This is a genomic window from Paraglaciecola aestuariivivens (assembly GCF_052983255.1).
On sequence record NZ_JBRKBA010000004.1, the window covers coordinates 237670 to 263906 of the forward strand.

General features: G+C 40.4%; 25 protein-coding genes. 15 read left to right on the forward strand and 10 right to left on the reverse strand.

All coding sequences use genetic code 11. The annotated features are described in order from the left end of the window. Positions 1-3 precede the first annotated feature (3 nt). Positions 4-258 (reverse strand): helix-turn-helix transcriptional regulator, encoded by a 255-nt coding sequence (locus tag ACVCDT_RS07975; protein WP_447132239.1) that lies wholly within the window; start codon positions 256-258, stop codon positions 4-6. A gap of 403 nt (positions 259-661) precedes the next feature. Here ACVCDT_RS07975 and prfC point away from each other — a divergent pair, with 403 nt between their 5' ends. From prfC to ACVCDT_RS07990, 3 genes are read left to right on the forward strand one after another with little or no spacing between them, the layout of a single operon-like run. Next, positions 662-2239, forward strand: coding sequence for a peptide chain release factor 3 (prfC, locus tag ACVCDT_RS07980; protein WP_447132240.1), 1578 nt, complete (start codon positions 662-664; stop codon positions 2237-2239). A gap of 33 nt (positions 2240-2272) precedes the next feature. Next, positions 2273-4009, forward strand: a complete 1737-nt coding sequence (gene argS / locus ACVCDT_RS07985; protein WP_447132241.1) for an arginine--tRNA ligase — start codon at positions 2273-2275, stop codon at positions 4007-4009. A 26-nt stretch (positions 4010-4035) separates the two neighbouring features. After that, on the forward strand, positions 4036-4614 hold the full coding sequence (locus ACVCDT_RS07990; protein WP_447132242.1) for an NADPH-dependent FMN reductase: 579 nt from the start codon (positions 4036-4038) through the stop codon (positions 4612-4614). A gap of 41 nt (positions 4615-4655) precedes the next feature. Here the strand turns inward: ACVCDT_RS07990 and ACVCDT_RS07995 are convergent, their stop codons facing one another. Further along, the gene (locus ACVCDT_RS07995) at positions 4656-5084 is read right to left on the reverse strand and encodes an ATP-dependent zinc protease family protein (RefSeq protein ID WP_447132243.1); all 429 of its coding nucleotides are present in this window, start codon (positions 5082-5084) and stop codon (positions 4656-4658) included. Between the two features lie 15 nt (positions 5085-5099). Then, positions 5100-6125 (reverse strand): succinylglutamate desuccinylase/aspartoacylase family protein, encoded by a 1026-nt coding sequence (locus ACVCDT_RS08000; RefSeq protein WP_447132244.1) that lies wholly within the window; start codon positions 6123-6125, stop codon positions 5100-5102. Positions 6126-6269: 144 nt separating this feature from the next. Between ACVCDT_RS08000 and ACVCDT_RS08005 the strand changes: the two genes are divergently transcribed. From ACVCDT_RS08005 to lysS, 4 genes are all read left to right on the forward strand, one after another. Further along, positions 6270-6419 (forward strand): hypothetical protein, encoded by a 150-nt coding sequence (locus ACVCDT_RS08005; protein ID WP_447132245.1) that lies wholly within the window; start codon positions 6270-6272, stop codon positions 6417-6419. Then, positions 6403-7251, forward strand: coding sequence for a mechanosensitive ion channel family protein (locus tag ACVCDT_RS08010; protein ID WP_447132246.1), 849 nt, complete (start codon positions 6403-6405; stop codon positions 7249-7251). The genes ACVCDT_RS08005 and ACVCDT_RS08010 overlap by 17 nt, the downstream gene beginning before the upstream one ends. A 127-nt stretch (positions 7252-7378) precedes the next feature. Further along, positions 7379-8477 (forward strand): peptide chain release factor 2 gene (prfB, locus tag ACVCDT_RS08015; protein ID WP_447132247.1). Its coding sequence is split into 2 segments (ribosomal slippage): positions 7379-7453 and positions 7455-8477, totalling 1098 coding nucleotides; the frame shifts between segments, so codons are not numbered across the junction. 32 nt (positions 8478-8509) lie between these two features. Then, the gene (lysS, locus tag ACVCDT_RS08020) at positions 8510-10054 is read left to right on the forward strand and encodes a lysine--tRNA ligase (RefSeq protein ID WP_447132248.1); all 1545 of its coding nucleotides are present in this window, start codon (positions 8510-8512) and stop codon (positions 10052-10054) included. A 27-nt stretch (positions 10055-10081) separates the two neighbouring features. On the opposite strand, the gene ACVCDT_RS08025 is transcribed toward lysS, so the two are convergent. From ACVCDT_RS08025 to ACVCDT_RS08035, 3 genes are read right to left on the reverse strand one after another with little or no spacing between them, the layout of a single operon-like run. Next, the gene (locus ACVCDT_RS08025) at positions 10082-11008 is read right to left on the reverse strand and encodes a ketopantoate reductase family protein (protein ID WP_447132249.1); all 927 of its coding nucleotides are present in this window, start codon (positions 11006-11008) and stop codon (positions 10082-10084) included. After that, a complete protein-coding gene (locus tag ACVCDT_RS08030; protein WP_447132250.1) occupies positions 10975-11673 on the reverse strand; it encodes a TIGR01621 family pseudouridine synthase in 699 nt (232 codons plus the stop codon). The genes ACVCDT_RS08025 and ACVCDT_RS08030 overlap by 34 nt, the downstream gene beginning before the upstream one ends. A 10-nt stretch (positions 11674-11683) precedes the next feature. Continuing rightward, positions 11684-12232, reverse strand: coding sequence for an Hpt domain-containing protein (locus ACVCDT_RS08035; RefSeq protein ID WP_447132251.1), 549 nt, complete (start codon positions 12230-12232; stop codon positions 11684-11686). 192 nt (positions 12233-12424) lie between these two features. Here ACVCDT_RS08035 and gshA point away from each other — a divergent pair, with 192 nt between their 5' ends. After that, positions 12425-14008 (forward strand): glutamate--cysteine ligase, encoded by a 1584-nt coding sequence (gene gshA, locus ACVCDT_RS08040; protein WP_447132369.1) that lies wholly within the window; start codon positions 12425-12427, stop codon positions 14006-14008. 103 nt (positions 14009-14111) lie between these two features. Further along, positions 14112-14756: a transglycosylase SLT domain-containing protein gene (locus ACVCDT_RS08045; RefSeq protein WP_447132252.1), complete on the forward strand. Its 645-nt coding sequence runs from the start codon at positions 14112-14114 to the stop codon at positions 14754-14756. Here ACVCDT_RS08045 and ACVCDT_RS08050 read toward each other — a convergent pair. Both ACVCDT_RS08050 and smrB read right to left on the reverse strand, forming a co-directional pair. Further along, positions 14749-15390, reverse strand: coding sequence for a hypothetical protein (locus ACVCDT_RS08050; protein WP_447132253.1), 642 nt, complete (start codon positions 15388-15390; stop codon positions 14749-14751). The genes ACVCDT_RS08045 and ACVCDT_RS08050 overlap by 8 nt on opposite strands. Positions 15391-15551: 161 nt before the next feature. Then, positions 15552-16127 (reverse strand): endonuclease SmrB, encoded by a 576-nt coding sequence (smrB, locus tag ACVCDT_RS08055; RefSeq protein WP_447132254.1) that lies wholly within the window; start codon positions 16125-16127, stop codon positions 15552-15554. Positions 16128-16224: 97 nt separating this feature from the next. Between smrB and prmB the strand changes: the two genes are divergently transcribed. From prmB to cspE, 4 genes are all read left to right on the forward strand, one after another. Beyond that, the gene (gene prmB / locus ACVCDT_RS08060) at positions 16225-17178 is read left to right on the forward strand and encodes a 50S ribosomal protein L3 N(5)-glutamine methyltransferase (protein WP_447132255.1); all 954 of its coding nucleotides are present in this window, start codon (positions 16225-16227) and stop codon (positions 17176-17178) included. Positions 17179-17212: 34 nt separating this feature from the next. After that, a complete protein-coding gene (gene aroC / locus ACVCDT_RS08065) occupies positions 17213-18316 on the forward strand; it encodes a chorismate synthase (protein WP_447132256.1) in 1104 nt (367 codons plus the stop codon). A 132-nt stretch (positions 18317-18448) separates the two neighbouring features. Beyond that, on the forward strand, positions 18449-19549 hold the full coding sequence (locus ACVCDT_RS08070; RefSeq protein ID WP_447132370.1) for an MFS transporter: 1101 nt from the start codon (positions 18449-18451) through the stop codon (positions 19547-19549). A 328-nt stretch (positions 19550-19877) separates the two neighbouring features. Further along, positions 19878-20084, forward strand: coding sequence for a transcription antiterminator/RNA stability regulator CspE (gene cspE / locus ACVCDT_RS08075; protein ID WP_006994582.1), 207 nt, complete (start codon positions 19878-19880; stop codon positions 20082-20084). Positions 20085-20175: 91 nt separating this feature from the next. Here cspE and ansA read toward each other — a convergent pair whose 3' ends face one another. Continuing rightward, complete coding sequence (ansA, locus tag ACVCDT_RS08080) at positions 20176-21183, reverse strand: asparaginase (protein ID WP_447132257.1); 1008 nt, start codon at positions 21181-21183, stop codon at positions 20176-20178. A 122-nt stretch (positions 21184-21305) separates the two neighbouring features. Here ansA and ACVCDT_RS08085 point away from each other — a divergent pair, with 122 nt between their 5' ends. Next, positions 21306-22634, forward strand: a complete 1329-nt coding sequence (locus ACVCDT_RS08085; protein ID WP_447132258.1) for a M24 family metallopeptidase — start codon at positions 21306-21308, stop codon at positions 22632-22634. Between the two features lie 124 nt (positions 22635-22758). Here ACVCDT_RS08085 and ACVCDT_RS08090 read toward each other — a convergent pair whose 3' ends face one another. Beyond that, a complete protein-coding gene (locus ACVCDT_RS08090) occupies positions 22759-23343 on the reverse strand; it encodes a hypothetical protein (protein WP_447132259.1) in 585 nt (194 codons plus the stop codon). 453 nt (positions 23344-23796) lie between these two features. Here ACVCDT_RS08090 and ACVCDT_RS08095 point away from each other — a divergent pair, with 453 nt between their 5' ends. After that, on the forward strand, positions 23797-26184 hold the full coding sequence (locus tag ACVCDT_RS08095) for a S8 family serine peptidase (RefSeq protein WP_447132260.1): 2388 nt from the start codon (positions 23797-23799) through the stop codon (positions 26182-26184). The last annotated feature ends 53 nt before the right edge of the window (positions 26185-26237 follow it).

The window sequence follows — 26237 nt, forward strand, 5'->3', positions numbered from 1 at the left end:
AGTTTATTTTTTTGCCGCAGTGACTTTTAATTCTTCAGAGGTATCAGGGCGCTCTAACGCCAACTTCACAAATTTAGAGGCATTGTAATTACAGCCTTCACACAGGGCGATAAATTGATTCATGCTAGGTGCACCAATATTTTTTTCCCAGTTTTCGTAGGTTTTGCGAGTTTTTACATTGGCTAATTGGGCCATTTTTACTGTGGTTAAACCTGCATCAAGACGCATCTTTCTTAGATCAGAGCCATTAATGTACATAAGATATTTCCTCATTTTTTAGTGTGGTTACTCAGGTCAAACCTAAGCTTTATTCGATTTAGAACTTAAGTGTATGAGTTAAACTAGCCTACAAAATAAAATGTGGATTTGATTACACGTGGGTGAATTAATTACGCAAGTTTAGGTAAGTTTTTGATGCTAAAGGTTAAATATATTTATCTAAAATAAATTTTTGCTAAAAGTCTATGTTATCTGCTCTGAGTCTTTTGGGGTTTTAGTTAACTAATTAACCTTGAACAAGATAAGCGCAGTTTAAAATTTAGCTAAATTAAGCCTATGAATAATCGTACAAAATACGTGGATATCAGCGACTTTTCTATGTATTTCATATACAATGCGCGGCCAAATTATTGAGAAACCGATTTAGTAAAGAGTATTTTGCATGCCATTCCAACAAGAAGTAGATAAACGTCGCACCTTTGCCATTATCTCTCACCCAGATGCGGGTAAAACCACCATAACCGAAAAAGTATTATTGTTTGGTAATGCCTTGCAAAAAGCTGGAACTGTTAAGGGTAAAAAATCTGGACAACATGCTAAATCAGATTGGATGGAAATGGAAAAAGAGCGGGGGATTTCGGTTACTACCTCGGTTATGCAATTTCCGTATCGCGACCATTTAGTTAATTTACTCGACACCCCAGGACACGAAGACTTCTCTGAAGATACCTATCGTACCCTTACCGCAGTAGATTCATGTTTAATGGTAATTGACGCGGCAAAAGGTGTAGAAGCACGTACCATTAAACTAATGGATGTAACACGTTTACGTGATACGCCCATCATTACTTTTATGAACAAACTAGACAGGGATACGCGCGATCCTATTGATTTGTTAGATGAAGTAGAAAACGTATTAAATATAAAATGTGCCCCAATTACTTGGCCAATAGGCATGGGTAAAGAATTTAAAGGCGTTTACCATTTGTTACGAGACGAAACTATCTTGTACAAAACCGGCATGGGTCACACTATCCAAGAAGTGCGAATTGTTAAAGGCTTAGATAACCCTGAGCTAGATGAAGCCATTGGCAGTTATGCCGAAGAACTGCGTGAAATGTTAGAGCTGGTTCAAGGTGCGTCTCATGAATTTGATCATCAAGCATTTTTAGCCGGTGAGTTAACCCCAGTATTTTTTGGTACGGCTATGGGTAACTTTGGGGTTGATCATATGCTTGACGGTTTAATTGAGTGGGCACCCGTGCCCCAAGGCCGTGAAACCAGTGAGCGTAAAGTCGAATCTAGCGAACCGACTTTTAGTGGTTTTGTGTTTAAGATACAAGCCAATATGGATCCTAAACATCGCGACCGTATTGCTTTTTGCCGCATAGTATCGGGCAAGTATGAAAAAGGCATGAAAATGCACCATACCCGCATTGGTAAAGATGTGCGGATTTCCGATGCATTAACCTTTTTGGCAGGTGATCGAGAATTACTCGAGCAAGCCTATGCTGGCGATATTATTGGCCTGCACAATCATGGCTCAATTCAAATAGGGGATACCTTTACCTCAGGTGAAAAGTTTAGATTTGCCGGTATTCCAAATTTTGCCCCTGAATTGTTTAAGCGTATTCGTTTAAAAGATCCGCTTAAACAAAAGCAGTTACAAAAAGGCCTGATTCAATTGTCAGAAGAAGGGGCGGTACAGGTATTTAGGCCTCTACAAAATAACGATTTAATTGTTGGTGCGGTAGGTGTGCTGCAGTTTGATGTAGTAGTAGCGAGGCTAAAAGGCGAATATAACGTTGACGCTATGTACGAGCATATCAATGTTCATACAGCGCAATGGGTAACAGCAAAAGACCCAGCTAAACTAGATGATTTTAGACGCAAAGCTCAAGCAAATTTAGCTTTAGATGGGGGCGATAATTTAGCTTATATTGCGCCAACTCGGGTTAACTTAAGCTTAGCCCAAGAGCGTTATCCCGATATTGAATTTCACACGACTAGAGAACACTAAGTCGTATTATTAGACAAAATGCTAAGAGCAAAGATGAATTTACACACTATTTTATTAGAAAAATTTAAAGCTGCGCTAATTGCCATAGGTGCACCAGCAGATACGCCCGCACCATTGAGTCGTAGTACTCGCCCTGGATTTGGTCATTATCAATTTAATGGTGCTATGGCCTTGTCTAAAGTGCTAAAGCAAAACCCGCGCGAGATAGCGCAAAAGATAGTAGATGCTGTCGATCTAACCGACCAAGCTGAAAAGTTAGAAGTGGCAGGGCCTGGCTTTATTAACATCCACTTAAAGCCCAGTTGGTTGGCAAAGCAACTGCAACAGGCTAATGCAGATCCCCGTTTAGGCGTAGAAAAAGAGCCTCAGCAAACTATAGTGGTAGATTACTCTGCCCCTAATTTAGCCAAAGAAATGCATGTTGGGCATTTACGTAGCACTATTATTGGTGATGCCGTAGCCAAAACTCTAGAGTTTTTAGGCCACAAGGTGATCCGTCACAATCATATGGGCGATTGGGGGACTCAATTTGGCATGTTATTGGCCCATTTAAGCGACCAGTTGGCTGCCAATAAAGTGGCTGAAACTGCGCTGTCTGATCTTGAAGACTTTTACCGCGAAGCCAAAGTGCGTTTTGACAACGAACAAGGCTTTGCAGATCGAGCCCGTGACTATGTGGTTAAATTACAAAGTGGTGACGCCCAGTGTATGCAACTGTGGCAAAACTTTATCGATGTATCCATTGCCCACAGTGAAGATGTTTATAGCAAGCTTAACGTAAGTTTAAAACGTTCAGATGTGATGGGTGAAAGCGCTTACAATCACGACTTAGCCGCCACTGTTGCTGACTTAAAAGCCAAAGGCATAGTAGTAGAAGATCAAGGTGCGCAAGTGGCGTTTTTGCCAGAAATGGCCGACAAAGACGGCAATCCTGCGGTATACATAGTGCAAAAGTCGGGTGGCGGGTATTTGTATGCCACCACTGACTTAGCCGCTATTCGTTACCGTAACGGTAAGTTAGGCGCAGATAGAACCCTTATTTTTACTGATGCCCGTCAAGCACTGCATTTTAAACAAACCGAAATCGTGGCGCGTAAAGCGGGCTTTTTACAAGCTAACCAGAGTTATGAACATTGTCCATTTGGCATGATGTTAGGAAGTGATGGCAAGCCGTTTAAAACCCGTACCGGTGGAACGGTAAAACTCGCCGAGTTGTTAGATGAAGCTGTGCAAAGAGCCCAAGTTTTAATAAACAAACGCGAGTCAGATTTAGACCCTCAAGCGCGTAAAGAGATAGCCAATAAAATCGGTATTGGTGCGGTTAAATATGCGGATCTTAGTAAAAACCGTACAACAGATTACATTTTTAATTGGGACAGCATGTTGAGTTTTGAAGGCAATACTGCGCCTTATTTGCAATATGCTTATACGCGTGTGCAAAGTATTTTCAGAAAAGCCGATCCTAGCGCAATTGATATGCAAGCAGACATGCAATTAAACGAATCACAAGAGCAATTATTAGCAGTTAAGTTATTGCAATATGTTGAGGCAATTAAACAAGTTTCAAATGAAGCTACGCCCCATGTGTTATGTACATATATTTATGAGTTGGCCAGTTTGTTTATGAGCTTTTACGAAGCTTGTCCAATCTTAAAAGAAGGGATTGACCAAGCTACCCAAAATAGCCGATTAATGCTAGCTCAATTAACGGCCAAAACCCTGCAGTCTGCTATGGACTTATTGGGAATCGAAACCATGGAAAAAATGTAAAACAACAAGAACAATAGAGGTAAGTGATGATAAAGATTTTAGCCTTTGCTGGCAGTGGAAGAAAAGATTCGGTTAATAAAAAAGTATTGGCAGTAGCGGCACAAGGCGCGCAAGAAGCGGGTGCCCAAGTCACTATTGTTAACTTAGAAGATTTTGATATGCCTATCTTTACAGAAGATTTAGAAGCAGAAAAAGGCATGCACCCCGGAGCCCAGAAATTTAAAGAACTATTGATCAGTCACGATGGGTTTTTAATTGCATCACCCGAGTACAACAGTGCTTACAGTGCGCTATTTAAAAATGCCATTGATTGGGCATCAAGAAAGACCGGTGACGAAGCTATTTTAGCGGCCTTTAAAGGCAAGGTAGCAGGCATAATGGCTGCTTCGCCTGGTGCCTTAGGTGGCATGCGGGTATTAGTGGTATTGCGTATGTTGATGGAAAACTTAGGCACTATGGTATTACCAAATCAAAAAGCCATAGGTGCAGCTATGAATAAATTTGACGCAGATGGCAACATGACCGATGAAAAAGTCGAGAAAGGCCTTAAAAATCTAGGTAAAGAATTGGTAGAAACAGTGGCTAAGTTAAAAGGCTCTGCTTAATCAACCATTGCTGGCGAATAAGCAAAGCTTAATTTAGCAGCTTATTTAGTCAGCAAAAATTCATGTTCGGGGTCGACAATTAGGCGCCCCGACATGGCTTCTCGCCCAAGCAACATCAAGTATTTCATTTCTGATCTATCTGTAAGCGTCAGTTCAATATTCCATTGCATATCGGCAATTAAAATATCGGTTTCAATTACTGGGCGTCTTTGCTTAGTGGCATTAGAGCTTTTCACTTTGCGCTGACTTTTTACTTTTGCTTCTCTTTGCACGACTTGATTCACATCATGCACATCTGGATGAATATCAAATTTTACCCAGGTTTCGTCATTTTTTTTAAATTCAACAATATTATCTACATGTAACGAAGAAGTGGTGGCGCCTGTATCTACGCGAGCCTCTAATCCATTTAGGGTAAGTTGCGGGAGATCACATAATTCAAGCGCACCCACTAAATGTTTTTCGTTCATTTACTCTTTGTCCTTTTAGTCAATAATGGTTGGATCATCCAACACTAAATTGTCTTGTAATAATTCTAAATGCTCGGCTACAGAATCAGGTTTTCTAAAATAGGCAATATGATACATAGCTTCACCTTCTTGGGTTAACGGAATATTTTGTTTACCTATTACTACGCCTTCTTCTGGGCAAGTGACTTGGCTTAGCTCTGTGCCATAAGGATCAGCTATGACGGCCAGTACGCTGCCTTTGCTAACATGATCCCCCAGTTGTGCCACATGGCGCACAAAACCACTTTCTGTGGCTCGTACCCAGCCACTTTGGCGGGCAATAAACTTTTTAATGGTATGGCCTTTACGCTCGCGTTTTCTTAACATGCCAATTTCGCGCATTACATTGATTATGCCTTTTACGCCAGCGCGAATAGAAAACTCGTCATACCTAAGGGCTTCACCTGCCTCGTATAATAACACTTTTACACCAGCATCACCCGCTGCTTGCCTTAAGGTACCAGGTCGAATATCGGCATTTAATAGCACAGGCAAACCAAAGGCTTGTGCCATAGCTAAGGTCTCGGCATCATCTAAGTTGGCTCGAACCTGAGGTAAATTACTACGGTGTATTGCCCCAGTATGTAAATCAATGCCTACATCACATTTAGCCACAATTTCGTTTAAGAATAAGTGGGCTAGTCTGCCGGCAATCGAGCCTTTTTTGCTTCCTGGGAAACTGCGATTAAGGTCGCGTCTGTCTGGTAAGTAGCGGCTTTGATTTAACACGCCATAGCCATTTACTATTGGCACGGCTATTAAGGTGCCACGCAAGGTTTTAATGGATTTGTTTTTTAATAAGCGATTGACAATTTCAATACCATTTAATTCATCGCCATGCACAGCCCCACTTACAAACATTATTGGGCCATCTTTTTTACCACGCTGAACATGCACAGGCATAGACATTCTGGTGTCTGTGTACAAAGGCGGCATAGGTAACTCTATGCGTTTGGTTTCGCCTGCTTTTATTTTAACGCTGCCAATTTCTAATTCTTGCATTTAGCTTAGACCTCGTAGTGAAAGCTGGTGTAAATGGTGATAATTAATGCTTAAGTTTTATTTTTTAAACTTGTGCTAATTTTGTGTTGACTGCCAAACAAGCCTAAGACTGGTATATCATTGGCCCTGCATAGGTCTTCACTTATGTTTTGCATATTACGTCTAGCAATGGCTTTTGGTAAAGGGTTATTTATCTTAAGGCAAATTCCATTAAATGCCCTGACTGAAGTTGTGTATAATTCGCCTTTTAGTCGTGGTTGTTGGGTTTTGTTACTGCATGGAATTTCTGATTAGTACCTTTGAAAATAAGATCGTATTAACTTTCACCATTACCTTTTTGGCATTAATAGCCAAATACATGTTGGTAAAGTTGATCCGTAAGCGTGCCAAAAGTAAAGGTGACGATAAGCGCGATTTAGTTAACAACGCCAAAAACTTTTTAAACTTTGTGTTAATTGTTTTGATATTAAGTTTATGGGCCGATGAAATTCAACGTTTTGCATTTTCTATTGCGGCTTTTTCTGTTGCTATTGTGTTGGCCACCCGCGAGTTTATTCAATGTGTTATTGGGTTTTTCTATTTAGTTTCTACGCGCCCTTTTCGCATCGGTGATTGGATTGAGGTAGGGGACTTTGTTGGCGAAGTCTCGGCCACAGATTGGATAAAGAGCACTTTGTTAGAGGTTGATTTGTCTACTTACGAGTACACAGGCAAAACTTTATTTGTGCCTAACAACAAGTTAATTACCAGCCCAATTAAAAACCTTAACTTTTTAAAACGTTATGCCACCCACCATTTTGTTATTACCCGTGACCAAAGTGTTAATCCTTACGCCATTCTTGATCAAGTGATGGCTAAGGCGACAGAATATTGTCGAGACTTTCACGAAGTGGCAGTGCGCTACAATCAAATGATTGAGAGACGTTTAGATGTGGCCATTACCGGCCCAGAGCCAATAGTCAAAGTGTCAACTTCTGATCTTGGGGATACACAAGTCGAAGTCACTATCTTTTGCCCAACCGAGCGGGCAATTGAAATAGAACAAGCCATTACCCATGACTTTATGCACTATTGGTTTGCGCAAAAACAGCAAGATGAAAAATTGTTGGCAGCAAGTGCAAATTAACCACTAAAACTATCATGGCGTTAAGGCTTAGCTAAAAGGCATAGCTAAGTACGGATTTTAACTATGATTAAGCGCTAAAATCCGTTAAAATCCGCGTCCTTTAATTTCGAGTTCTACTCTATTATTTATGTTTGAAATCAACCCTATACATAATGCTTTAGCAGATATAAAAGTACGCGCTGAATCGCTTCGGGGGTACCTTTGACTACGCTCAAAAACAAGAGCGATTAGAAGAGGTCAACCGCGAGCTAGAAAGTCCAGAGGTGTGGAGTCAGCCCGAGCGTGCACAAGCTTTAGGTAAAGAAAAAGTTGCCTTAGAAATGGTGGTGGACACCATAGATGTATTGGTTCAAGGAGTTGAAGATGTTGAAGGCTTAGTTGAGTTAGCGGTAGAGGCTGAAGACCAAGACACCTTTGAAGAAGCCGAAGCTGAACTTGCTGAATTAATTAAAAAACTCGAATCATTAGAATTTAGGCGAATGTTTAGTGGGCCTAACGACGCCAATGACGGATATTTAGATATTCAGTCTGGATCAGGTGGCACCGAAGCACAAGATTGGGCAAATATGTTATTAAGAATGTATTTGCGTTGGGGCGAAGCCCATGGTTTTAAAACAGAGCTTATCGAAGTCTCTGATGGTGATGTAGCAGGTATTAAAAGTGCCACTATTCGTTTTAGTGGAGACTATGCTTTTGGTTGGTTACGTACCGAAACGGGAGTGCACCGTTTAGTGCGCAAATCACCTTTTGATTCAGGTAATCGCCGTCATACCTCATTTGCTTCGGCTTTTGCTTACCCAGAAGTAGACGACGATATTGAAATTGATATCGACCCTTCTGATTTAAGGATAGATACATACCGAGCATCGGGGGCGGGTGGTCAGCACGTTAACCGCACCGATTCAGCTGTGCGTATTACCCATGAACCCACTAATATAGTGGTGCAATGTCAAAATGATCGTTCACAGCACAAAAATAAAGCGCAAGCCATGAAGCAGCTAAAAGCTAAGCTTTATGAACATGAAATGTTAAAACAGAACGAAGAAAAGCAAAACCTAGAAGATGGTAAGTCAGACATTGGCTGGGGTAGCCAAATTCGTTCATATGTTTTAGATGACTCACGTATAAAAGACTTACGCACCGGAGTCGAAACTCGTAATACTCAAGCGGTATTAGATGGCGACTTAGACAAATTTATTCAAGCCAGTTTAAAATCAGGCTTATAACATTCACACTTTAAGAGATATCAGGAAAGTCGATGACTGAACAAAACCAAGATGAAAACAAATTGATTGCAGAGCGCCGTGCGAAACTTTCTCAAATTCGAGAAAACTGTAAATCCAATGGTTTTCCCAATGATTTTCGTCGTGAATTTTACAGTGATGAATTGCAACAAAGTTATGCTGAATACGACAAAGCTGCTCTAGAAGAACTCGGTAAGGTGGTTAGTGTTGCTGGGCGTATACTAGCTAAACGTGGTCCCTTTTTATTATTGCAAGACATGAGCGGAAGGATCCAATCTTATGCCTCTAAAGATACCCAAAAAGACATCAAAGAGCGTTTTGGCAGCTTAGATATTGGCGATATTATTGGGGTTAAAGGGGTGTTACATAAATCTGGTAAAGGCGATTTGTATGTCGACATGGCTGAATACCAGTTATTGACAAAGTCGTTACGTCCATTACCAGAAAAGTTCCACGGTTTAGCAGACCAAGAAACTAAATACCGCCAGCGTTATGTTGATCTCATTACTAATCAGCAAACCCGCGATACTTTTATGATCCGCAGTAAAGTAGTGAGTGGCATTCGAAATTATTTAACCCAGCGCAACTTTATGGAAGTTGAAACTCCAATGTTGCAGGTTATTCCTGGCGGAGCTACTGCTAAGCCATTTACTACTCATCATAATGCTTTAGATATAGATATGTACTTGCGTATCGCGCCTGAACTTTATCTTAAGCGCTTAGTAGTAGGTGGTTTTGAGCGAGTATTTGAAATTAACCGTAACTTTAGAAACGAAGGCTTATCTACTCGACATAATCCCGAATTCACTATGTTAGAGTTTTATCAGTCTTATGCTGATTACCATGATTTGATGAACCTTACTGAAGACATGTTGCGCCAAGTTGCTCAAGACGTGTTAGGTACAACTATCATTAAAAACACGACTAAAGACGCTGACGGCAATGTTGTCAGTGAAGTGAATTATGACTTTGGTCAACCTTTTGCACGCTTGACTATGAATGAAGCTATTATCAAATATTGGCCTGAAGCCAATGTTGAGGCGATTAATGATCCAGAAAATCATTTGCCAGAATTAAAAGCCATGGCTAAGCAATTACATATTAAAGAGCCAGAAGTTGACGGCATTTGGGGAGCGGGCAAATATTTATGCGAAATATTTGAAGCCACAGCCGAAGAAAAACTTGATCAACCTACATTTATTACCGATTATCCATGGGAAGTGTCGCCACTAGCTCGTAGAAACGATGAGAACAGCTTTATCACTGACCGCTTTGAGTTTTTTGTTGGTGGACGTGAATTAGCTAATGGTTTTTCAGAGTTAAATGACGCCGAAGACCAAGCCGCACGTTTTAGAAAACAAGTGGAAGAAAAAGATGCAGGTGATGACGAAGCCATGCATTTTGATGAAGATTATATTCGTGCCTTAGAGTACGGCTTACCTCCCACCGCAGGTGAGGGCATAGGCATTGATCGTTTAGTTATGTTGTTTACTGACAGCCCTACTATTAAAGACGTGATTTTATTCCCGCATATGAAACCAGAATCACCTAGCGAATAGTCAGTTAGATCGAATTAAAAAAGGCACTTAGGTGCCTTTTTTATTATGTTCAAGTTGTTTAATTTGTTGATATAAAGCCAAGTTTTCTGGTACAGCAAGATTTAACTGCTTAGCTTGTTCAACAACATAACCATTAATGAAGTCAATTTCTGTAGGCCTGTTTTGTTTGAAATCTTGATGCATAGAGGAATAGTTATTGGCAGTGGCGTGTACCACTTGCATGACGTTGTGTTCTAGCTCTGTTGCTGTGACTGGGTAATCTAAAGCTTGCATCACTTTGCTTATCTCTAAACACAAATTTTGTATCAGTGGATAAAACTTTGACTCGGCGAGTTGACCATTCTTTATATTGTTTAATGCCGTCAATGGATTGATAAGTGCATTAATGGCTAACTTTTTCCACAAGGCAAACTCTATATCTGCATGCCAAGTATGCTGGGGAAAAAGCCTATTTAGTTGCTCACTGACTGTTTGTTTAATCTTAGGGTCAGTTTGGGTAATCCAACCAAAGTGTGCCTGACCTCTGCCTGTTTCATTTAAGCTATTAGCTTGAGGTTTAAATGCCGCATCACTGGTTGTGCCTGCCACTAGGTTTTGTTGCTTACACAGGCTTTTGACTTTGTGAATGGTTCCCATGCCATTATGTAACAGCACTAAGGTTTGCTGCGAAGCTAAAAAGGGGGTTAGCTCAGTTAACGCAGGGATCACTTGATAAGCTTTGATGGGCAATATAATTAATTCACAGTCTGCCAATTGTGCTTTAGTTAACGTTTTAGCTGGGAGCTCAGTGAGCTCACCTTGCAAGTTGGTGACCTTTTGAGGCAAAGCGCTGGTGTGTCTTAGTAAGTGCGCATAAGGCAAATTAAGTTGGTGACATCTATAGCCAATCAGTCCACCAATGGCGCCTTGCCCAACAATAGCTATGGGTGAAGAGGCGGTTTGATGATGGGCCATGATAAGGTCCAAGGAGATGTGAGACGGGTTAGTTTTTGTTGGGTGCTAAGAAGATTAAACACCTCTCCTTGTTTAGGTAAACAACAAAAGCTATAAGTTTGGTCTTTAAAGGTAAAACGCAAACAAAAAGCGTGTAAGTAAGTGCGATCAGCCGTGATCCCTTTATATAGTGTATCGCCTAAAATTGGACTGCCAAGACTTTTTAATGCCACTCTAATTTGATGAGTCTTGCCGGTTAAAGGCTTGAGCAAAAACAATCTTTGTCCCGAATCTAAAGCAAAACTAAAAAATTGCGTAATAGCAGGCGAAGCAGCGCTAGGAGCAAGCATCCATTTTCCATCTCTAACTTTTTTCATGCTGCCTTTGATTGCACCTTGTTTCTTTTTAGGCTTTTTTGCAGATACCGCCAGATAAAATTTTTCCACTTGCTTTTGTTCAAAGAGTTGTCCGAATAGGGCAGCTGATTCAGCACTTTTGGCCAATATAAGAAGCCCCGAGGTTACCTTATCTAGTCTATGCACAAGCCACAATTTATCGCATTTTAGTTGTTGATAAAGCAGGGGCAGTAGTCCCAAATGTTGTTGTTCGTTTTGTACTGAAATACCTATAGGTTTATCTATCACTATAAAATCGGCATTTTCAAATACTATGTCTATGGCTGGCAACAACTATCCTTTAACTTAATAAACGTATGGCTTTTGAGTAATCTAATTCTTTAACGGCTTGTTCTAATTGGAGTTTTACCACAGGCGACATGGAAATAGCTTGGGTATAATGTTTAAGCTTGCTGTCAGAAATAAACTCATTATGTTTTAGGGCTTTTAACAAAGTTGCTCTTTCGTCGTCTTGTTCAGGCTGAGCAAAGGCTTGTGATGGTTGGTCTTTTTCGGAATATTTTTCTATCACTTCACGAGTTTGTTGAAATACATTAGATATATATTGTATTTGCTCTTCAGTGATGCCTTCATTTATGCTTTTTTCAAAATGGCTACAAGCTTTGTGAAGGGCAACCATGCCTAAGTTACCCGCAACACCTTTAAGAGTATGAACATGTTGCTTGGCAGCACTTATATCATTTTCTTGTATTTGCTTAGCGAGTAAACTATCAAAATCATGGTGTTGAGAGATAAATTTACCTAGTATTTGTATCAACAACGAATGGTTGCCACTAAATTGGTTAGTAGCAAATTGCGCGTCAAAAATATCACTTTCGGTACTAGACAAAATAGAGATTCCTTTTATAAATAATGACAATAATAAATCCGAGATACCCTGTAACTCATTATTCTAGCAAAGATTTCTATGAATTTGTGGGTATCAATTGGGATTAACGACCGACATAGTTACTTTATCTTTAAACAGCAGGTAAACTACATTAAACAATGTAGCACTTTTAAACTTAAATTGGATGGTATTTTGCGAGTAAATAATGCAACTTTTGCAGAGCGTTTAAATGTATTACAACAAAAACAGATCACACAATCGTTAACTGGTATCAAACATGGTGTTGAACGCGAAACACTAAGAATCAATCCTAATGGCGGATTAGCGCAAACTCCCCATCAACAAGCGTTAGGCTCTGCCTTAACTCATGATTTTATCACCACAGATTTTTCTGAGTCTTTATTAGAGTTTATTACTCCTCCTGAAACTTGTGTTGACAAGACCCTAGCGCAACTTACTGATTTGCATAAATTTACTGTGACCAATATTGGTGAAGAACGTTTATGGCCTCTTAGTATGCCTTGTTTTATTGAAGATCAAGATGCTATTCCCATTGCCCAATTTGGCAAGTCAAATGTGGGTAAAATGAAAAGCCTTTATCGTATTGGTTTAAAAAATCGTTACGGTAGTATGATGCAAGCTATTGCTGGTGTTCATTTTAACTTTTCTTTGCCAGATGAATTTTGGCAACTTTGGTTAAAACAAGCAGAAAATCAACCACTTAATAAAGACACAAAATCTGCGGCCTATTTTGCCTTGGTGAGAAACTACCGTCAGTTCTGTTGGTTAATTCCTTACTTATATGGAGCCTCGCCAGCTATATGTGGGTCTTTTATTAAAGGCAAAGAAACCAAACAAGCATTTAAAAAACTAGGTAAGGGCACTTTATATTTGCCTTATGCCACCTCTTTAAGAATGAGTGATTTAGGCTATACCAATAGTGCTCAATCTGGATTAAACATTTGCTATAACAATGTTGATTCCTATATTGAGTCACTACGTGCGGCGATAAGTAAACCCAGTCAGCACTTTGCCAAATATGCCGAGAAAAAAGACGGCCAATATCAACAGTTAAATGCCAATGTATTGCAGATTGAAAACGAATTGTATTCACCTATTCGCCCAAAACAACCCACAGAATCGCTAGAAAAACCATCTGAGGCACTAGCCCGACGAGGCGTGAGTTACATAGAAGTGCGGGCCTTAGATGTTAATCCTTTTAGTCCTATAGGGATTGATAAAAATCAGTTTTATTTTCTAGATGTGTTTTTGCTGTATTGTGCGGTAAAACCTAGTGCCAGTATGACGGCAGAACAATTTAAAGAAACCGATAGCAACTTGACTGCAGTAGTCAGTCAAGGCAGAGATCCTCAGCTAACTTTAGTTAAAGACAAGCAGCCTATTGGCTTGCAACAATGGGCATTAAATATATTTGACGATTTGAGTGCGATAGCGCAAGTTTTAGATGCGGCAAACCAAAGCCAAAACTATAGCCAAGCGTTGGCACAGGAAAGACAAAAAGTAGAAGACCCGAATTTAACCCCTTCGGCAAGAGTACTGAATGCATTGTTAGACAATAATACAGACAATGGCAGCTTTGGATTGGCATTGGCAGAAGACTACAAAAACCTTCTAATGCAGGCTGATTATCGCTATATGAACGCCGAGCAATTAATTCAACATGCGCTAATATCCCTGGAAAAACAAAGACAAATAGAGCAGCAAGATTCATTGCCTTTTGATCAGTTTTTAGAAAATTACTTTGCAGAAGTTTAAGTATTAAAGAGTAGGCAAAAAAAAAGCCTGACATGCATCAGGCTTTAAAGCTACTACCAGGGAAAACACATAATAACTAGAACACGTTAATTAAGAGTCAAGCATGGGTCAAAAGTTCAGAAAAAAGTTTAACTTTATTAAATTAATCTTATCTTCTTTGTTTATGTGCTTATTTTTAGTGGGCTGCAGCACCAGTCCACCTAAAAACATGGGCAATATTTGTGATATTTTTTTTGAAAAACGTGAATGGTTTGATGCTGCGCAAGACATGAAAGAAAAGTGGGGGGTGCCTATTCATGTGCCCATGGCCATGATGTATCAAGAAAGTTCATTTAAAGCCAAAGCCCTACCACCTAAAGATTATGTGTTTTTTGGCTTAATTCCCTGGGGACGAGTTAGTTCTGCCTATGGCTACTCCCAAGCAAAAACGCCAACATGGGCTGATTACAAAAGAGAAACAGATAATTCATGGGCCGATAGAACTGATTTTGATGATGCATTAGATTTTATGGGGTGGTTTATTACTAAAACCCACAAAATCAATGGAATTTCTAAGTGGGATGCAGAATTACAATACCTTAATTATCACGAAGGTTGGGGTGGCTATCGTAGAGGCACCCAGCATAAAAAAGCCTGGCTAAAAAAGGTGGCTAAAGTGGTCAAGTCTAGGTCTTTGGTTTACGCAACCCAATTAAAGGGTTGCGAAAAAGAATTATCTAAAGGCTGGTTTTGGCGCTTATTTAGCTAATTAATTTGGTCTTTTTTCTTAAGCATAAAAAACTAAATGCGAGAACCAATAACCAAACAATCTTTGGCTCATTCACCGAAGCCGCCTTTGGAAGAGATAGAGCCCCGAACGACTTTAATTGAATCTGCGGCAATGAAGCCCGAGGAATCTCAACCTTTATGTTGTCAAAGGCGCTGGCAGCACTGCCTCTGGTTGATTGAATAGTAAAACGCGTAATATTCTGCCAATTCAAAACAATTTGCCCTAATAATTCAACCTCTAAAGAATTGATTAAATCTCTGCCCTTGTATCCTTTAAATGCCCATTCAGCGACACCGTCAGTTGTCGTAAAGTAGCTACCTACTTGCAGACTGATTAAGTTAAAGGCTTTATTTGTAGCTTCAGTTAATTCAAATATTGCAGTGGTATTCCAAGTTTCTAGGTATTGTCCAGCAAAGCCCACAGCAGTTAGATGGGGTTTTTCATCTAACTTTCCATTCACCAGATCAATTGGCGCTGTGATAATAAAGTCATCTTGCTGATATAACCCTGTATTACGAATATTATTATTTTCAAATGTAATAAGGGTGGCGTGTGAGGTGAAGGCGGCAAAAGTTGTAGATAGATATAGCAATATCTGTACAAGCGTTTTCATATTGTGTGTGACCCAATTATTATTATTATTTTATTATCTGTTTAAATTAGAGGTTAAGAAGAAATCCTTTATTTTTCAGGGTGATAGACTATTGGTTTAAGGCAATGTTGAAAACTAGACTTTAGTCTAATTCTATAGGCTAGGGAAAAGGACAGAGGGAACTAAAACTTATTTTGGTGACTTGTGACTTCAATTAAGACTAATAATGCAGCTTGTCCGCCCCATTCTTTTGGTGCTTGATGAAAACCCAGCACACTTGGGTGCTGCACTAACCAGTTTGGAATAGACTTTTTTAAGGCATAAGTGCCTTTGCCATGCATTATGGATACACAATAGACATGCTGTTTTTGAGCAGCGTGGATCAGAGCGGCGATTTCTAATTTGGCCTGATCTTTTTTTAAACCATGTAAATCTAAAATTAAATCTGGAACATAATCGCCACGTCTGAGGCGCTTCACTTCGTGGCTGTCGTATCCAGGTTTTACATAACTAAGGGCTTGTTCAAGGTTGAAATAGCCCTCATAACCGTCGGAAAACTCAAATGCAGCAACGGCTTGCTTAATTTGTGCCTGTGCCTGACGGTTTTTTTGGTTAAGCGCCCAATTATGCTTGCTGGAATGGCGCTGAGGCGGTATTTTGTCTTGCCTAAGTGGTGCCACATCGTTAAAGGCTTGCTTGAATAAATTAAGCTCCTCATCATCCGACTGATTTTGTCTGGTTTTAGGCAAATTCTTCATTAAGAGTTAGGCTAGTGGATTATGTGTAAAGCATAACAAATTATTCTTGTGTTATATATTGTGGCAGCATCAATCTAATTCAAATTTAAGCGATAAAATGAGTCAAACTAACCCAAATTCAAACAACTATTCTCACCTTACTTCAGATCTTAAAACTATGCTTGATTTGGTGCGCTGGTCAGTCAGTCAATTTAACCAAGCTGGCTTGTTTTATGGTCACGGCACAGACAACCCTTGGGATGAAGCTGTGTGTTTAATTTTACAACTATTAGATTTACCTCAAGACTTACCATTGCAAACCGGTGACCAACTATTTTTTAGCCGCTTAACCGAAGCCGAAAAAATTACTATCATAGAAGTGGTTAAGCGACGCGTGGAAGAGCGTATTCCTGTGCCTTATCTAACTAATCAGGCGTGGTTTTGTGATTTACCTTTTTATGTAGACGAGCGTGTGTTGATCCCGCGTTCTCCCATAGCTGAGCTGATTCAAGATAACTTTTCAGATTGGCTTGGTGAACACCAACCTGCGCATATTTTAGATTTATGCACAGGGGGCGGTTGTATAGCTATTGCCTTAGCCTACGCTTTTGAAAACGCACAAGTGGATGCTGTAGATATTAGTGCAGAGGCATTAGAAGTGGCTGAGCTAAACATTACAGAACATGGATTAAACCACCGTGTTTTTCCAATCTATTCAGACCTAATGGAAGCCTTACAAGGTCAAACTTATGATCTTATTGTTAGTAATCCACCTTATGTGGATGCTGAAGACATGGATGATTTACCCGATGAGTTTCATCACGAGCCAGAACTAGCACTAGCGGCTGGTACAGATGGGCTAGATTTAGTTGATAATATTCTACGCCAAGCGCCGCATCATTTAACGGATAAGGGCTGGTTATTTGTTGAAGTTGGCAATAGTGAAGTGCATATGCAGGCACGTTATCCAGAGCTTCCTATCCAATGGGTGGAATTTGAAAACGGCGGGCATGGCGTATTTGCTATAAGCAAGAACGATTTAGTTGAGTACTGGCGCTCAGTTGATCACTAAACTAGAGCAATTTTAAAGAATAGGAATTCAGATTATGGCAGGCAATACCTTTGGCAAATTATTTACAGTCACAACCTTTGGCGAGAGTCATGGTATTGCGATTGGCGGTATTATCGATGGTTGCCCGCCAGGCTTAGACTTATGTGAAGCAGATTTGCAAGTTGATCTAGACAGACGTAAACCTGGTACATCTCGCTATACCACAGCTAGACGTGAAGAAGATGAAGTTAAAATTTTATCTGGAGTCTTTGAAGGAAAAACCACTGGTACCAGTATTGGATTATTGATCAACAATAATGATCAACGCAGTAATGATTACTCAAAAATTAAAGACACCTTTAGACCAGGGCATGCTGACTACACTTATCAGCAAAAGTATGGCTTAAGAGATTACCGCGGGGGAGGGCGTTCTTCTGCTCGCGAAACGGCTATTCGCGTGGCTGCTGGTGGTGTCGCTAAAAAGTACTTAAAGCAACGCCATGGTATAGAGATCCATGGGTATTTATCCCAGCTTGGTCCAATAAAAATTGAGCAAGTGGATCATAGTGTGACTAATACCAATGCGTTTTTCTGCCCAGATAACAGCAAATTAGATGCGTTAGATAGTTATATGCGCGAGTTGAAAAAACAAGGAGACTCAATAGGGGCCAAAGTTTCAGTGGTAGCCAAGAATATGCCAGTTGGATTAGGTGAACCTATATTTGATCGTCTTGATGCCGACCTAGCTCATGCAATGATGGGCATTAATGCGGTTAAAGGCGTGGAAGTAGGGGATGGCTTTGCCACAGTTGAGCAAAAAGGCAGTGAACATCGTGATGCGCTTACCCCTGAAGGATTTGCTTCTAACCGTTCAGGCGGGGTGTTAGGTGGGATTTCTACCGGCCAAGACCTAACAGTGCATATGGCCTTAAAACCCACATCTAGTATTAGTGTGCCTGGTGAAACTATTGATATTCATGGCAACACCACTGAAGTCATAACCAAAGGGCGACACGACCCTTGTGTGGGGATTAGAGCCGTACCTATAGCAGAAGCCATGATGGCATTGGTTATAATGGATCATTTATTAAGGCATAGAGGGCAAAATGCAGATGTAGTCAGTACTACACCTAAAATTGCCGCCAGTAATCAACCTTAGCAGGCCTAGTGCCTGCTTTTTTTCTCCTTCATTTTTTAAGCGAAACAGTTGTCTCAGTCAGCCCACTCAGTTGTTAATCTAATTCTATTAGCTATTACCTACTTTTTTTATTACGGCCAGTTTGGCGTGTTAATGCCCTACTTAGGAGTATTTTTAGATGGGCGCGGCTTTAGCTCTAAAGAAATTGGCGAGGTGTTTGCTCTTATTACAGTAGCGCGCATAGTTGGGCCAAATTTATGGGCATTTTTAGCAGATAAGTCGGGCAGTGCTTTAAGACTATTGCAGATTGGCGCTTTTTTAACCTTTGTTAGTTTTTGTTTAGTGTATTTTATGCGGGAATTCTGGCCTATTACTATTAGTCTGGCTTTGATGATGTTGTTTTGGACAGCCATATTACCGCAGTTAGAAGGCTTGAGTTTAGATTGTGTGCATGGACACGCAGGCCGCTATGGACGTATTCGGCTTTGGGGAAGTGTAGGCTATATCTTCTTAACTATTATTACTGGAAAAATGATAGATAGCTTGTCTAGCGATGCGCCCGTCATGGTTGGGGCGCTGGTGTTATTTTGTTTGTTTTGTTTCACCTTAAGCTTAACTGAGCCTGCTAAGTCACTAAAAGCTGATGGACTGAAAAGTACCATTTGGCGATTGATCCATAGGCCCACCTTTTATGGGTTTATATTGTCTGTGCTGTTACTGCAACTGAGTTTTGGAGCCTTTTATGGTTTCTTTGCGCTTTATTTAGTTGACCTTGGCTATAGTGGCCAAATGATTGGCTGGTTAATTGCTATTGGGGTAGTGGCTGAAGTTTTGATTTTTATAAAAGCGGGGAAAATAATTGAAAAATTTAATGTCAGAGGGATTTTAATCATTAGTGTGTTAATGACTGCCTGTCGCTGGTTGTTATTAGCTAAATGGGCAAACAACCCAACAATCCTAGTATTCAGTCAACTTTTACATGCCTTTAGTTTTGGCTTAACTCACGCTGCATCTATGCATTTTATTCATCATTATTTTGGCAAGGCTTTTCAAAGCCAAGGACAAGCTATCTACATAAGTGTGGGGTTTGGAATTGGTGGTGCCTTAGGTGGCGTGGGGGCTGGGTATTTATGGCAACAGGGACAAGGCGCAGATCTAACTTTTACCTTAGCCGCAGTTATTGCCATTTTTTCAGCACTTAGTTTATTAATGGGCTCAAACTGGCCAGCACAAAAAAAGTCATACAGTTCATGAACATAATTTATTCACCTTGCGCAACTTTTGTGCAAGCAAGCTGTAAAATTTAGCGCAAGGCTAGTTTTATTCAATTGTGACATTTTTGTTACTAACTTATTGATACAAATAGTCTTGTTTGGTCAAATTAAGCTATAATAGTTGTTGACCTGAGGCAATTGACAGATATACTAACCCTGCTTGAAAGTAAGTTTGATATTTATGTACATTGTTTCGACGTTCCATAGCAGTACCCGGTCTCGTAGCTCATAAGTAATTGCAACACACTTCAGCACAACTAACGTCTCTTCGGAGACATAATTACTTTTGAAAATATATAGGAAAGACTATGTCTACAACTACTGGTACAGTAAAATGGTTTAACGAATCTAAAGGTTTCGGTTTCATTCAACAAGAAAACGGCCCTGATGTTTTTGCTCACTTCCGTGCTATCACAGGTACTGGCTTTAAAACTTTGGCCGAAGGTCAAAAAGTTGAGTTCACTGTAACTCAAGGCCAAAAAGGTCCTCAAGCTGAGAACATCGTAGTACTTTAATTATCAAATAATTAAAAGATTCTACAAAAAAGCAAACCTTAGGGTTTGCTTTTTTTATGCCTAAATTATAAAGCGGTAAGCTTATTTAAAATTATTCGGTTAACTCACCACGTAAGTTTGCTACAAGCTGACGTTTAATGTGGCTCACTGGTATATCTTTACTCAGTAAATAGTGCAGTTTTGCTAGCGCAGCTTCTGGGGTCATATCTTGACCAGAAATCACTCCAACTTCTCTAAGTACATGGCCATTCGCATAGCCAGTCATATTCACTTTCCCGCGCACACATTGAGTGCAATTTAATACAATAATGCCTTGCTCATCGGCTTTTGCCAGTTGTTCTAGAATGCTGGGGTTTTGAGGCGCATTGCCCACTCCAAAACTTAATAAAATTAACGCTTTAACAGGCTGCTGCAAGGTATTTTTAATCACATCTGCACTAATACCCGGATATAAAGTGACGACCCCTATAGGTTGCGACTTAACTGGACTAACCTGTAACTTTTTACTGCTGTCTAGGCCAAGAATGTTTTTGTTTACTTCAATATTGATCCCGGCTTTAAGCAAAGCCGGAAAATTGGGTGAATCAAAGGCGTTAAAACCATCTGCATCTAGCTTGCGACTACGATTACCTCTAAAAAGCTGGTTATTAAAAAATAAGGTGACTTCGGCAATAGGGTAGTTGGCAGCAATATACAAGGCATTTAACAGATTGACTTGGCCGTCTGAACGTAGCTGAGCTAAAGGGATCTGTGAACCTGTGACTATTACGGGTTTACCTAGATCTTCAAACATAAAGGATAAAGCAGAGGCGGTATAGGCCATGGTATCTGTGCCATGTAAAATAATAAAACCATCGTACTGCTGGTAGTTTTGATGAATATCATCAGCAATCTGCTGCCAATCGGCAGGACTCATATCAGAAGAGTCTATTAAGCTATCGTATTCATGGATAGTAAAATCTGGCATTTCGCTACGATGAAACTCTGGCATTTTAGCTAAAGTTTCAGATAAAAAACCTGCGGCCGGCACAAAGCCTTGAGAAGAAGGGCGCATACCAATGGTGCCGCCTGTATAGGCGATATAAATGTGCTTTTTCATAATGACATCTTGTTTTTATTTGCCATTACTTTACCTCTTGTGTTGTTATTTCACCAATAATTCCATTAAGTTATGCTCTAAGTGGCGCACAAATAAACAATAACCTACAAGTGAGTAACCCCATGAAATCAGCCTTAAGTCTATGTTTTATTTTGTTATTTTGTTTTAGTTGGGTGGCTAAAGCAGAAGTCTTACCTATGCGTGAACGAGCGCAGTTAATTAATAAAATTTTAGATGATAGGTTAGAAAACCTTTTGCCCCAACTAATGCGCCGCCAAGGCATAGATATGTGGGTGCTGATTTCTCGTGAATACAACGAAGATCCTGTTCTTAAAACTATGTTGCCGGCCAACTGGTTATCAGCCCGAAGACGCACAATATTAGTCTTGTTTGATCCCGGTGAAGGTCAGCCTATTCAACGATTGGCAGTAGCACGTTATGCTGTAGATAGTTTATTTAGTAAGTCGTGGGATAAAGAAAAACAACCTAACCAATGGGATAGTTTAGTTTCACTGATAAAACAAAAAGCCCCTAAAACAGTTGCCATTAATAATTCAACACATTTTGCTTTAGCCGATGGCATAACGGCCACTGAGTATCAAGAGTTTACTCAAGCTTTGGGCAAACACAGTGACATGCAATTGGTTTCATCAGAGAAGTTAGCCATTGCCTGGCTAGAAACGCGCACAGACTTGGAGATGCAGATCTATCCTCAATTAATCGCTTTGGGCCATCAAGTGATAGCTGAAGCTTTTTCTAAGCAAGTAGTAAAACCTGGCATCACCACTACTGACGATATTGTCTGGTGGCTTAGAGAAAAAGTGTTAGATCTACGCTTACAAACTTGGTTTCATCCTACGGTTTCATTACAACGTTCAAATCATGAAATATTCGATCATGTTAAAGCCTTTAGTGGACGGCCTATGGAGCAAACCATAATGCCAGGTGACTTATTACATATGGATTTTGGATTGAGTTATTTACGTTTACACTCAGATCAGCAACAGCATGCCTATGTACTTAAAGCTAACGAAACCGATGCTCCAGAATATTTAAAAAAGGCGCTTGCTAATGCCAATCGGCTGCAAGATATTTTCACAGCTAACTTTAAACTGGGGCGGTCTGGCAACGAAGTGTTAAAACTATCAAGGCAACAAGCCATAGCCGAAGGTATTAAGCCTTCTATTTACACTCACCCTATTGGTTATCATGGTCATGCTGCAGGCACTACTTTAGGCATGTGGGACTCGCAGGGCGGTGTAGCTGTGCAGGGGGATTATCCGCTGCATTTTAATACTGCTTATTCCATTGAATTAAATGCAGCTACTTATATAGAGCAGTGGAATAAAGAAATCCGCATCATGCTAGAAGAACAAGCGTATTTTGACCAGACTGGGGTGAGCTATTTAGATGGCCGTCAAACTCAATTCCATTTAATTCCATCAGATTAAAATCTCTGCAAACAATAATTATTGGTGCGTTAATTAAGCCAATGGCTTAGGTAAAATGGGTCGGTTGTTTGCACAAAGTTAAGCATGGATCCTGCAGCATTTGGACAGCCAGCAAAGAAGCCTATTAAGGTAAAGTGTTGAGCTGTATTTGTGCCTGATAGTTTCCAAGCTTATCTGTGGTTAAACTAACTAATTGCGGTTCATTCAGCTCTTGCTCCAACTTTGCATGCCAAAGCTTGATTTGCTGCCCTGCAAAGCGAATATCCACCATACCATTTAAATCAGTAATGGCAGCAGATTCTTGGGCAGTGACATAAATATAGCCTTTAGTCTGAGCATGTTGTAAGCATTCTACTGTGTGCAGGCCTGAGTGATTTAATCTTAATAAAGGGGCAGAGTCAGTGGGGCTGACTGAATGCCTGACTTCAGAACTGTTATGGGTTATCTGCTGTTCGTGAGTTTGCGTGTCCTCTAAATTAACGCGCAAGGCCTGACCTTTATCGATAACTTGTATCACAGGATAAAACTCTTGCCTGGTGTGAGTAATGATAGCGGGTATCTTAGGCATAAATAACTTGGCGGCTATTTCAACCACCACCAAAGCGTTAGCAACAGCTTGCCCATGTTGATCGACCACTTGTATTGGTTTTGGCCAAGCATCAACACTTAACAAATAGACTAGCGTTGCCAAAAAGGCTTTTTTAGCCATTTTTTATACTCCTAAGTTTGCGCTACATAGTGAATTAAGTAATGGTAGCTTTTTTACTCTCACATTCAGCATACGCCAGTTTTCTCTATGATTGCCAATTTAAATTGTGTTTTTTAAATAAAGGCATTTCTCCTTTGCATTATATTTTCTAATCCAAATTTAATTCGGGTTGACTTGCAAATTAACGAATTAAGCTAGGGACAATAAGCTTATATCAAATTTAATGGAACCATATAGTTTGATTAAAGTTGTTATCAATTTGTAAATAAATGTAATCGTTAGGTAAAAAAAGTCTTTGAACCTAGGAAAAATATCAGTAGTCTTTCTGCGCCCACTGTAAGAATAAACCCTTTTTCAGGAGCAGTTAGTGGGTCACGCCGACGGAATGCACATAACGAGGAATTAGCTAAAACGCTGATCCCTAATAAAAATAATAAACGTAAAGAGCATACAATGAATAATTTCAAGCGTAGGACTTTGCCTCTGCTTAGTACATCTGTACTTGCGGCCATGGCAATGAGCACATCTGTTTCTGCAATTGCAGGGAATTTACAAGAAGTTGATCAAGTCACTTACACTGGGGTCAATGCCGAATTTGCACAATGGCGCGCTCAGCAAAAAGACGCCAAATTTCAAGATAGTACCGACCAAATTATTGTCGAGTTTAAAAATCAAGGCAAAAAAGATAAGTCAGTAAAACGATTAATTAAGAAACTTAAAAAGTCGCTAAAAGATAAAACTAAGTTTAAAGACAAAGCCTCGGGCATGACACGCTATGTATTTAAATTTGATGAAAGTATAGATGCTAAGCAATATCAAGAAATATTAGATTTAGTACGTTCAGACGACAACGTATCTTTTGCAGAAATGGATCCTGTGCGTTATTTAATGGCAGAAACCACGCCTTGGGGTATTCCTAATGTGCAAGCTAATCTGCTTTCAGATAATGATGCTGGCAATATGACAGTCTGTATTATTGATTCTGGATATGAGCAAAGTAATCCAGATTTAGCTGCTAACAATGCAACAGGTACCAATGATTCGGGAACTGGAAACTGGTATCAGGCGGGTGGTTCGCATGGAACTCACGTTGCCGGCACTATAGCGGGCGTGAACAATACCCAAGGGGTAGTAGGGGTATTACCTAACACCAATGTTAACCTGCACATAGTGAAAGTATTTAACGAAGCAGGCTGGGGTTACAGTTCTGACCTTGTTACAGCAGTGAACACTTGTGTTAACAATGGCGCCAAAGTGGTCAATATGTCTTTGGGTGGGCCGTCTTACAGCGCCAGTGAAGATAGTGGTATGCAAAGTGCCGCAGCACAAGACGTGTTGTTAGTTGCAGCTTCAGGTAACGATGGCAATGCTACGCTTTCTTACCCTGCATCATATGACATAGTGATGGCTGTGGGTGCGGTTGACGAATCTGGCAAACATGCAGAATTCTCACAATATACTGCTCAAGTAGAAGTGGCAGCGCCAGGTGAAGCTGTGTTATCAACAGTGGCAGGAGACGGACGTTTAGGTACTATTACTGTGGGCTCCAGTACTTATGGGAATGATCGTGTTGTTCCGCAAACTCATTACATTCAAAGTGCTGGTAGCTATGTTGTAAGCAACATAAATGGCAGTGTATCGGGAAGCTTAGGTAGCTGTTCTATTTCTGGGGCAAGTTATAGTTGTTCAAATGTAGCTGGTAATATTTGTGTTGCTGAGCGTAATGGCAACCAAAGTGGCAGTGGTTACCCTGAAATTAATCCTGCAAAAGCCTGTGCTGATGCCGGTGCTGTAGGTGTGATTGTTTACAGTAATTCAGACCGTCCTGGCTTGCAAAATCCTTTCTTAGTGGATGCCAACAATGATGTAAACATGCCAGCAGTGTCTGTTAACCGTACTTTAGGTTTAGCCTTAATGGGTAAATTAGGTCAGTCGACCACCTTAACCGTCACCGGTAATCAAGATTATGCTTACTACAACGGTACGTCTATGGCTACGCCTCATGTTGCAGGTGTAGCAGCGTTAGCATGGAGTAACAACATTGCATGTACAGCCAGTGAAGTGCGTTCAGCCCTTAAAAACACTGCTGTTGACTTGGAAACTTCAGGTCGTGACGATAAAACAGGCTTTGGTCTAGTACAAGCCAAAGCCGCTTCAGACTACCTAGCTGCAAGTTGTGGTGGGTCTACTCCTCCTCCGCCTCCAACTGGTAATTCAACCCTAGAAAATGGTGTGGCGAAAACTAACCTTAGTGGTGCCAGCAATGCCGTACTAGAATTTACTATGGATGTGCCAGCAGGCGCCACTGACTTAGCTTTTGCCATGTCGGGCGGCACTGGAGACGCGGATTTATATGTTAAATTTGGCTCTAAACCCACAACTTCTAGCTATGATTGCCGTCCTTACCTTAACGGTAACAATGAAAACTGTTCATTTGCTTCACCTCAAGCAGGTACTTACCATGTTAAAGTGATTGGTTACAGTGCCTTTAATGGTGTGAGTTTAACTGGTAGTTATACTGAGGCCACGCCTCCTTCGCCAGGCTTTAGCACTACTGTAAGTAACATTTCTGCATCAAGAAGTCAGTGGAAGTATTACACTATTGAGATCCCTGCAGGTAAGTCTAACTTTAGCGTAGATACCTATGGTGGAAGCGGTGATGCTGACTTATACATTCGTTTTGGCTCGCAACCTACCACTAGCCAATACGATTGTCGCCCATACAAGAGTGGTAACACTGAATCTTGTTCTGTAAATAATCCTGCGGCTGGTACTTGGCATATTGGTATTCGTGCTTATAGTACTTTCTCTGGATTAAATATGGATGTGGCTTACGAATAAATCACTAAGTATTAAGTGAGTACAAAATCCCCGCTATTGCGGGGATTTTTTTT